This is a genomic window from Kitasatospora phosalacinea (genome assembly GCF_000716545.1).
Classification (GTDB): domain Bacteria; phylum Actinomycetota; class Actinomycetes; order Streptomycetales; family Streptomycetaceae; genus Kitasatospora; species Kitasatospora phosalacinea.
Map to the genome: position 1 here is coordinate 18,983 of NZ_JNWZ01000089.1, position 9,128 is coordinate 28,110.

A 9,128-nucleotide genomic window follows, 5' to 3' on the forward strand; every position below is an offset into this window, starting at 1 on the left:
CCGCCCGTACGGGGAGCCGACCGGGGCGGGCCGCCCTGCACCGGGAGGCCACCGGCACCGCCCCCGACCGGACCGACCACCCGGAGGACGCCGCGGTGGAGCCCCGGCCGGAGGGCCGTCCGCCGCCCGGGCGGTCCCCTGCTCGAACGACGCCCTACTCGAACGCCGCCCTGCTCGAACGCCGCCCTACTCGAGCGATGCCCGCAGCGCGTCGACCCGGTTCGCGGAGGCGGTGAAGTCGGCCCGGTCGAGCTCCCCGGAGGCGAGCGCGGCGGTGAGCGCGGCGGCGGCCGCGTCGCCCTGGGCGACGTCGCGGCCGGAGCAGAGCAGCAGGTCGACACCGGCGTGCGCGACGGCCAGGGCTCGCTTCGCGGTGCCGCCGACCGGGTCGAGCGCCTTGGCCTCGATCGCGTCGGTGATGGTCACGCCCTGGTAGTTCAGGCGGCCGCGCAGCTCGTCGCGGACGACGGTGCCGGACATCCCGGCGGGGGTGCCGGGGTCGAGCGCCGGGTAGACCGCCCAGGAGAACATCACCAGCTTGACTCCGGCGGCGATCGCGTCCCGGTAGGGGCGTTCGTCGACGCTGCGCAGCTGGTTCAGCGAGACGTTCAGGGTGACGGGTTCCTCGTCGGTGTTGGCGCCGGCGGGGGCGCTGCCGAGGCCGGGGAAGTGCTTGGCGGTGGCGGCGACGCCCGCACCCTGCTGGGCCTCGAGGAAGGCGGAGCCGAGCCGGCCGACGACGGCGGGGTCGGTGCTGTAGGAGCGCTGCGCGGAGTCGGCGAAGTCGCCGGGGGCGCGGTAGACGTCCAGCACGGGCGCGAGGTTGAGGTTGAGGCCGTACTGGTCGAGCGCGGCGGCGGCCTCGCCGCCGGTGCGGGTGGCGGCGGCGGCCGGGTCGGCGGAGCGGCCGACGTCCTTGGCGGACTGCGCGGGCCCGCCGGGCACCCGCCGGACGAGTCCGCCCTCCTGGTCGGTCATCAGCAGCAGCGGGCGCCGGTCCGGGCTCTGCTGTTCGGCCTCCCGCAGCCGGTCGACGGCGGTGCGCAGCGCGGTGGCGCCGTCGCCGACGTTCTCGGCGAAGAAGATCACCCCGGCGACCCGGCCCTCGCGCACCCGCTGCAGCAGCGCGTCGGGGACGGTGGTGCCGGGGTAGGAGTAGATGATCCGCTGCCCGGCCAGCCGCGCGTCGCTGACGCCGCCGGTCGGCGCGGGCGTGGGCGTGCGGCCGGGGGTGGGCGTCGGGGACGGGGTCGGGGACGGCGTAGGACTCGGGCTCGGGGAGGGCGTGGGGCTCGGGCTGCCCGGCTCGGGGCTCCCGGTCGGCCGGGCGCTGCCGGTCGCCGTCCCGGCGGTCCCGGACGGGGCGCCGCCGCCGTTCCCGGCGGAGCCGCAGCCGGTGAGCAGCGTCAGTCCGAGGGTGAGCACTCCGAGCGAACGCAGTGACCGCAACATGCCCTCAGATAAGCACGCGGGAGCGGCCCGGACCAGCACCGCACGGCCCGGGGCGTCGCCGGGCCGTGCGGCGGCGGTCAGGGTCGACACCCCGTCAGCGGACGGCCCGTCAGCGGGCGGCCAGCAGCGCGGGCAGCTCGGCGACCGAGGCGAGCACGTGGGTGGCGCCGTCCGCGCGCAGCCGCGCCTCCTCGTGCGCGCCGGTCAGCACGCCGGCCACCACCGAGGCACCGGCCCGGACGCCGGTGAGCATGTCGTAGCCGGTGTCCCCGGCCACCGCGACCTGCCGCACCGAGTCGGTGCCGGTGCGCAGCAGCGCGGTCAGCGCCAGGTCGGGGTACGGGCGGCCGCGCCCGGCGTCGGCGGGGCAGAGCGTCAGGTCCGCGACGTCCCGCCAGCCCAGCGCGTCCAGGATCCGGTCCTGCGTGGTGCGCGCGAACCCGGTGGTGAGCACCACCTTCCGCCCCTGCCCGCGCAGTTCGGCGATCGCCTCGGCCGCCCCGGGCAGCGCCTCGCAGCGCCCCTGGTCGACCAAGCCCTCGTAGGCGGCCTCGAAGACCAGGTTGGCCCCCTGCGCCCGGTCCTCGTCCCCGAACAGGTGCCGGAACACCGAGATCTTCGACTCCCCCATGGTGGCCCGCACGTGCGCCAGCATCGCGGCGTGCTCGGGGCTCCCGGTCTCCACCCCCTGCGAACGCGCGGCCGCGGCGAAGGCCAGCTCCACCAGCCCGTCGTCGGCGACGGTGGTGCCGGCCATGTCGAGCACCACCAGGGTCACGTCGTGTGTGGTCATGTCCATCCTTACCTGTGTGACGGGCCCCTTCGGGGGCCCTCAGAGCCCGGCCGCGTCGGCCGTCGTCTCGGCGATGGCCGGCGAGCACGTCATCCCGCGCCCGCCGGGCCCGGTCACCAGCCAGGCGCCGTCGGTGAGCCGCTGCCGGTGGACGATCAGGCCCGGTTCGGTGCACTGGGCGTAGACGCCGGCCCAGCGGCGGCGGATCCGGGGCAGCGGGCGGCCGAGTAGTCCCTCGGCGACGCCGGCGAGGTGGTCGTACGGGTCCTCGACCACGTCGAAGCCGAAGGGCTGGTCGTACTCGTGGGTGTCGCCGAGGGTGAGTCCGCCGTCCTGACGCTGCACCATCAGCAGTTGCAGCCGGTGCTGTTCGGCGACGGGCGGCTGCGGCTGCCCGGCCCGCAGGGCGTCCAGCTCGGGGCCGGCGAAGGCGGGGTAGTAGCGGAAGGAGTCGCCGTCGGCGACGGAGGTGGTGAGCGTCTCGCCGAGCGGGTCGGTCTGCATCATCTGGAGGCGGACGCGGCGCACCGGCAGGTCGGGGGCGAGTTCGCGGACGAGTCCGCCGAGCCAGGCGCCGGTGCACAGCAGGACCAGGTCGCCCTCGTGCAGCTGCCCGTGGTCGTCGCGGACGGCGCGGTCGCCGACCAGGTCGCGCACTTCGCGTCCGGGCAGGAAGGTGTAGCGTCCGGTGGCCTCCAGCGCGGCGCGCAGCGCGCGCTGGGCGGGGCGGGGTTCGACGGCGGCGTCCCGGGCGCAGTGCAGTCCGGCCAGGAACTCGCCGCGCAGCGTGGGGTTGAGGGCGCGGACCTCGTCGGCGCCGAGCAGCCGGTAGCCGCGGGCCCCGGCGTCGGGGAGCTTCAGGGCGGCTTCGGCGACGGCGAGTTCGGCGGCGGTGCGGGCCAGGGTGAGCGAGCCGTTGGGGCGGAACCACAGGCCCGGGACGCGGGCGCCGATCTCCTCCCACAGTTCGCGGGCGCGCAGCGCGGTGTCCAGTTCGGGGCCGGTGGCGCGGCCGCTGACCCAGACCAGGCCGAAGTTGCGGACGGAGGCGCCGCGGGCCTCGCTCTCGCGCTCCAGGTGGACGACCTCGTGGCCGCGTTCGACGGCCTGCCAGGCGTGCATGGTGCCCAGCACGCCCGCTCCTACGACGATGACTCTCATGCGGACAGGCTCGGGCGCCGAGGTGGCCGCCAGTCGTCCGGATCTCGTCGCGGACATGAACCGCCCGCAAGAGTTGTCCATACAACCCGGCCGTCCCGACCGCCCCGGCCACCCGCCCCGGCGCCGCGCGGCACCCCTACCGCAGGACGCGCGCGTGCAGGTACTCGCGCCGTCCGAACCGCGGCTCGTCCACGGCGGTCAGCTCCTCCACCTGGAAGCGGTACAGCGCGGCCGCGCCCCGCCCCTCCAGGAACTGGGCGGCCACCTCGGGGTCGGCGGCGAACGCCGGGTAGCGGCCGCGGTACGCCTCCAGCGCGGCTTCGGCCTGCCGGCCCCAGGCCTCGCCCGCGCTGCCGGTGAGCTGGATGCCGCGCAGCTGCTCGCCGTACGCGGGCGGCGGCAGGTGGACGGTGGCGGCGGCCCTGGCCTCCTCGGCCAGGTGCAGGCTGTGCCGGGTGGAGCGCTCGCTGACGAAGTACAGCACCAGGTCGGAGTCGAACGCGTAGAAGGCCAGGTTGGCGTGCGGTCCGCGCTCGTGGCCGGCGGTGGCCAGGCTCAGCACCGTGCTGTCGGCGAGCAGGCCCTCCACCCCCTTCCCGAGCTCGTCCGCGGGCCAGTTCCCCTGGATGACGTCGAGTCGGTACGGCATGGCACGTCCCTCCGCACGGCTGCAGGAAAAAGCGAGCCGGGCGGGGGGCCACCCCCGCCCGGCTCACATGCTCCCCCCGCCCGGGGCGGCGGCACAAGAGGCCGACCCGCCCCGCCCGATCAGGCCGCTCCGGCCCCCAGCACGGGGCCCAACGGCCCGGTGCGCAGCCGGTCGACCAGCGGCGCGGCCCGTCCGGCGAGCAGCGCGAGCGGGGCCGCGACCAGGACGCCGACCAGGGCGGCGACCAGCACGTCGTGCGGGTAGTGCGCGCCGACCCAGATCCGGGAGGCGCCCATCAGCACGGCGGCGAGCAGTCCGATCCAGCCGAGCCTGCGGTCGGCGTACCAGAGCGCGGTGGCGGCGGCGAACGCGGCCACCGTGTGGTTGCTCGGGAACGACCAGTCGCCGGACGGCGGGCAGGCCTCCAGCGGCACCGTGGCCGGGATCTGCTGGCACGGCCGCACTTCCTCGACCAGCGACTTGAGCACCGAGTTGACCAGGTACGCGACGACCACGATCAGCGGCGCGGCCAGCACCCGGGCCATCACCGCCGAGTCCGCGGCCCGGGCCCGCCACCAGGCCCACAGCATCAGCAGCGCGAACACCGCGAGACCGAAGGCGGACCACTCCTTGACGAGCTGGTCGAACCAGTGCGGAGCGGACTCGGCCCACCCGGTGACCCGGGTGTAGAGGCCGCCGTCGATGCCGCTGCCGTCGTAGGCGAGCAGGCGGGCGGGGGGATGAACATTCGGGATCACAGGGACAACATGTACCAGAACGGGCGAGGTGAACGGTTCACTCGCGGCTCCGGGGGGCGGGGTCAGGGGCAAGGTTGGCGGACCTCCCGTTACGTTGGGGGGCGTCCGCACGGGGACGCGCCCCAACGTCTACAGTCGTGTAGACGTCGACAGGACTGTAGACGAATCCCGGAGGTTCGCGCGACATGACGGACACGCCCGCCCGCCGGCCCGCGGGGGAGCTCGAAGCCCAGGTCCTGGCCGCCCTCTGGGCCGCCGACCGGCCGCTCACCCCGCAGCAGGTGCAGCAGGCCGTCACCGCCGACCTCGCCCGCACCACGGTCGCCACCATCCTCGCCCGGCTGCACGAGAAGGGCACCGTCGCCCGCACCAAGGCGGGCCGCGCCTTCGCCTACACCCCCACCGTCCAGGACGCCGACGGCCTCGCCGCCCGCCGGATGCGCACCGAGCTCGAACGCGGCCGCGACCGCTCCACCGTGCTGGCCCGCTTCGTCTCCGACCTCTCCGACGAGGACGAGCGCCTGCTGCGCGACCTGCTCGGGGAGCAGCCGTGACGCTCGCCGTCTGGGCGCCGCTGCTGCTGCCGCTCCTGGCCGCCCCGCTCGCCCGCCGGCTCGCCGAACAGCTCGCCCCGCGCGCCGCCGCGCTCGTCCTGGCCGCCACCGCCGCCGCCCTCGGCGCCGCCACCCTGGCCTCGCTCGGCCTGCTCGCCGTCACCGGCCTGCTGCACCTGCCGTACGGCGCCGCCCTCGCCCACCTCTCCCCCGCGCACTGGCACCCCGGCCGGCTCTCCGACCCGGAGTGGGCGCCCACCGCCGTCCTCGCCGCCACCGCCCTGCTGGCCGTCGGCGCCCTGGCCGCCCGCGCCGCCCGCCACCAGTACGCCGACCTGCGCCGCGCCCGCGCCGCCACCGGCGACGCCCCGGCCGGCCTGCGCGCCCTGGTCCGCCGTCCGGGCCCGGCCGCCCCCGCCCTCACCGTCCTCACCGACGACCGGGCCGACGCGTACGCCCTGCCCGGCCGCCCGCCCCGGATCGTCGCCACCACCGGCATGCTCGCCGCCCTCACCGGCCCCGAACGCGCCGCCCTGCTCGCCCACGAACGCGCCCACCTGTCCGGCCGCCACCACCTGCTGCTGGCCGCCACCGAGTACGCCGCCGCCTGCCACCCCGCGCTGCGGCCGCTGCGCCCGGCGCTCGGCTACCACCTGGAGCGCTGGGCCGACGAACGCGCCGCCGCCGAGGTCGGCGACCGCGCCCTGACCGCCCGCGCGATCGGCCGCGCCGCCCTGGCCGCCGCCCGCGCCCCGGCCCCGGCCCCCGCCCGGAGCCCTCGCCTGGCCGCCACCGCCGGCCCCGTCCCCCGCCGCGTCCGAGCCCTCCTCGCCGCTCCCGCCCACCCCCACCACGCCCTGCGCGCCTTCGCCGCCCTCGCCCTGGCCGGCTGCCTCACCGCCACCACCTGCGCCACCGCCGAGGCCGGCCACGACTTCCACCGGGCCGTCGAAACCGCCCAGGGCGACCCCACCGGCTGACGCTTCCCGGCGGACGAGGGGGCGGAGCGGGGGCCCGGGAGCAGCATCCGGAGCCGCCGGCGCACCTGCCCCCGCGACTCCTCCCGCGGAAACGGGAAACCGACCAGTCTGCATCATGTTGCGGGCCGTGGGCGACTCTTTTTCCCGCTCCGGCGTGTCCCCGTCGAACCCCCTACGCTGTCAACCGGACCGGAGGAGGGGGATGGCGTGCGGCGGATCAGCGGCGGCGGCCCGCCCCTCACCCGACCGATCGGTCGGTATTCCGAGGCCCGGACGCGTGAACCGGCCGGACCGGCCGCCCTGCGGCCGGAGATCGGGGACTCCTGGGAGCGCCTGCGCCGCCTCGGGCTGGACCCGGAACGCGCCCGGGCGGCCGCCCGGCTGGCGCCCGGCGAGCTGGAGGAGGCCCGCCGGGCCACCGGGCTGGAGCAGGTGCTGCCGGCGCTGCGCTCCACGCTGTTCCCGCCGGACGACACCTCGCCGGTGGTGCTCGCGGTGGCCGACCCGAAGGCCCGGGTCCTGTGGCGGGACGGCGAGCCCCGCCTGAAGCGCGACGCCGACGCGCTCGGCTTCGAACCGGGCGCGCTCTGGTCCGAGGAGGCGGTCGGCACCAACGGCATCGGCCTGGCCGCCCGCACCGCCCGCGCCAGCACCGTGCACTCCGTGGAGCACTACCTGCGCAGCCACCACGGCTGGACCTGCGCGGCCGTCCCGATCCGGGACCCGCGCACCGGCCGACTGGCGGGCGTGGTCAACCTCAGCAGCCCGGCCTCCGCCAGCCACCCGTACCTGCGGCAGCTCGTGCTGACCGCCGCCCGGCTCGCCGAGACCGAACTGCGGGCCGGCCACCTGGAGGCGCTGCACCGGCTGCGGACGGTCGCGGTGCCGCTGCTGGCCCGGTTCGGCGGCCCGGCGCTGGTGGTGGACGGTTCGGGCTGGACGGCCGCCGCGACCGGCGTGCCGGGGCCGCCCCGGCTGGCGCTGCCGCCGGAGAGCTGGAGCGCCGGCGGGGTGCACTGGGTGCCGACGCTGGGCGAGTGCGCGGTGGAGCCGCTGGCCGACGGCTGGCTGGTGCGCCCGGCCGCGCCGCGTCCGGCCGAACTCGCCGAGCAGGCCGAGTCCGCCGCCCTGGAACTGGACCTGCGCCGCCCGGGCAGCCCCGAGCTACGGGTGCGCGGCAGCGCGGGCGCCTGGTCGCACGCGCCGAGCCCCCGGCACGCCGAACTGCTCCTGCTGCTGGCCCTGCACCGGGACGGCCTGAGCGCCGCGCAGCTCGCCGAGGCGCTGTTCGCCGACCCGGCCCGCACCGTCACCGTCCGCGCCGAACTCTCCCGGCTGCGAAGGTACCTGGGCGCCCTGCTGGAGGCCAGGCCGTACCGGCTGGCGTCCCGCGCCGAGGCCGCCGTGCTCGGCCCGGACGACCCGTACGACCTGCTGCCCGGGGCGGACTCGCCGACCGTGCGGCTGCTGCGGGCGGACTTGGCGCGCGGCCTGCTGCGGCTGCCCGGCCGGGGCGGCGGCGCTCAGCCGTCGGCCAGCAGTTCGGCCAACTCCTCGTCGCTGGGCAGCAGTTCGGCGGCGCTGCCGTCCGGCACCACGGCGTAGGTGCGTTCCAGCCAGGCTTCCACCTGCGGCCGGGACGCCTCCAGCAGGGCGCTGCCGTGCGGGGACTCCAGCGCCAGGTGCAGGGTCGCGCCGTGGCAGGGGCAGTGCGCGGGCCACAGCTTGATGTCGCCCTGGCCGCTGAGCGACTGCAGCCCGTCCCGCAGCAGGTCGCGGGAGAAGACCCAGTCCGCCTCGTCGGGACGCCCCAGGTGGAAGGTCAGGCGCACCTCGTGCGGCGCGGAGACCGCGTACCGGAAACGGGTGCGCACCTCACCGACCAGGTCCTGGTCCAGGGCGATCCGCAGCACCAGCACCTCCTCCACCACCGAGGGGGGCACGGCGGTTCCGCTCCGCTCGCCGCCCGTGGGGGTGGCGGCGAGCGGGTGGTCGGAAGGGACGGACAGCGGGTCGCACGGCATGACGATCTCTCCGAAGCGGCTGGGTACCGTCCCAGCGTGCTCCGGCGCACGGGCCGCCCGCAACGGTTGCAGGGGGTTGCACGGTGGATCGCGGCGGCCCGCCCGGGGCGCCACCGGCACCACCTCCGCACTCCAACTCGCCCGCACGGCAAGGGACTCGATTTGGCCGTCGGGTTTCACCCGGCATCTGGCGGTCCGTCAGACCGCTGGTAGTCTCGTCCCTCCCGCCCCGTTCGTCCGGCCCGTCCGGGCCGCGCACGGGGTGTGGCGTCGCGTGCGGTCCTGTACCAGGAAGGGGAGCCCGGTGGCGCTCCGCGAACACTCCAGGCCCGTACCCGCGGGCCGTTCGGCACGGCACGGCCGGCCCGGGCCCTTCGGCGGGCGGCTGCGGCTGCCCACCATCCGCTTCTCCGGCGCGGCGATGGCGATGTCCACGGTGATCGGCATCAGCCTGGCCACCACCTGGCTGCTGAACGAGCAGCAGCAGGTCGGCCGCCGGGTCGGCGTGACCGTCGGCGGGCCGCCCGCCCCCACCCCCGACGCCACCCCCACCGAGGCCGCCACCACCCCCGCCCCGGCCACCACCGTGCAGGCCGCCCCCGCGACGGCCGGCGGCGGCGCCACCTCCCCGGCCCCGTCCAGGACCCCGGGCAGCGGCGGCGGCAACGGCATCCACCCGACGGAGGCCACCACCCCCGCGCCCCCGGTCCGCCCCGCCCAGGCCACCTCGGCCGCCCCCTCGCCGACCCCCTCCCCC

The 9,128-nt window shown here is 77.2% G+C and carries 9 protein-coding genes and 1 pseudogene; 4 read left to right on the forward strand and 6 right to left on the reverse strand.

Going from position 1 to position 9,128, the window contains the following annotated elements; all coding sequences use genetic code 11:
* Nucleotides 1-186 precede the first annotated feature (186 nt).
* The 5 genes from OO48_RS31145 to OO48_RS31165 form a co-directional block, all read right to left on the reverse strand.
* Complete coding sequence (locus OO48_RS31145) at nucleotides 187-1,452, reverse strand: glycoside hydrolase family 3 N-terminal domain-containing protein (RefSeq protein ID WP_033222405.1); 1,266 nt, start codon at nucleotides 1,450-1,452, stop codon at nucleotides 187-189.
* Nucleotides 1,453-1,561: 109 nt separating this feature from the next.
* The gene (locus OO48_RS31150) at nucleotides 1,562-2,251 is read right to left on the reverse strand and encodes a phosphonatase-like hydrolase (RefSeq protein ID WP_033222407.1); all 690 of its coding nucleotides are present in this window, start codon (nucleotides 2,249-2,251) and stop codon (nucleotides 1,562-1,564) included.
* Nucleotides 2,252-2,284: 33 nt separating this feature from the next.
* Nucleotides 2,285-3,406, reverse strand: a complete 1,122-nt coding sequence (locus tag OO48_RS31155) for a TIGR03364 family FAD-dependent oxidoreductase (RefSeq protein ID WP_033222409.1) — start codon at nucleotides 3,404-3,406, stop codon at nucleotides 2,285-2,287.
* 136 nt (nucleotides 3,407-3,542) lie between these two features.
* On the reverse strand, nucleotides 3,543-4,055 hold the full coding sequence (locus OO48_RS35550) for a pyridoxamine 5'-phosphate oxidase family protein (RefSeq protein ID WP_051733211.1): 513 nt from the start codon (nucleotides 4,053-4,055) through the stop codon (nucleotides 3,543-3,545).
* Nucleotides 4,056-4,174: 119 nt separating this feature from the next.
* Nucleotides 4,175-4,813 (reverse strand): phosphatase PAP2 family protein, encoded by a 639-nt coding sequence (locus tag OO48_RS31165; RefSeq protein WP_033222411.1) that lies wholly within the window; start codon nucleotides 4,811-4,813, stop codon nucleotides 4,175-4,177.
* 185 nt (nucleotides 4,814-4,998) lie between these two features.
* Here OO48_RS31165 and OO48_RS31170 point away from each other — a divergent pair, with 185 nt between their 5' ends.
* The 3 genes from OO48_RS31170 to OO48_RS39110 all read left to right on the forward strand — a co-directional run bounded on the left by OO48_RS31170 (nucleotide 4,999) and on the right by OO48_RS39110 (nucleotide 7,952).
* A complete protein-coding gene (locus tag OO48_RS31170) occupies nucleotides 4,999-5,367 on the forward strand; it encodes a BlaI/MecI/CopY family transcriptional regulator (protein WP_033222413.1) in 369 nt (122 codons plus the stop codon).
* Nucleotides 5,364-6,347 (forward strand): M56 family metallopeptidase, encoded by a 984-nt coding sequence (locus tag OO48_RS31175; RefSeq protein ID WP_033222415.1) that lies wholly within the window; start codon nucleotides 5,364-5,366, stop codon nucleotides 6,345-6,347. Before OO48_RS31170 ends, OO48_RS31175 begins: the two co-directional genes overlap by 4 nt.
* Before the next feature lie 207 nt (nucleotides 6,348-6,554).
* A complete protein-coding gene (locus OO48_RS39110) occupies nucleotides 6,555-7,952 on the forward strand; it encodes a GAF domain-containing protein (RefSeq protein ID WP_063830781.1) in 1,398 nt (465 codons plus the stop codon).
* Here OO48_RS39110 and OO48_RS31185 read toward each other — a convergent pair.
* Nucleotides 7,871-8,371: an SsgA family sporulation/cell division regulator gene (locus OO48_RS31185; RefSeq protein WP_051733213.1), complete on the reverse strand. Its 501-nt coding sequence runs from the start codon at nucleotides 8,369-8,371 to the stop codon at nucleotides 7,871-7,873. The two genes, OO48_RS39110 and OO48_RS31185, sit on opposite strands and share 82 nt — an antisense overlap.
* Nucleotides 8,372-8,675: 304 nt before the next feature.
* On the opposite strand from OO48_RS31185, the pseudogene OO48_RS38690 reads away from it, so the two are divergent.
* Nucleotides 8,676-9,128: pseudogene (locus OO48_RS38690) on the forward strand (hypothetical protein); the annotation flags it as partial.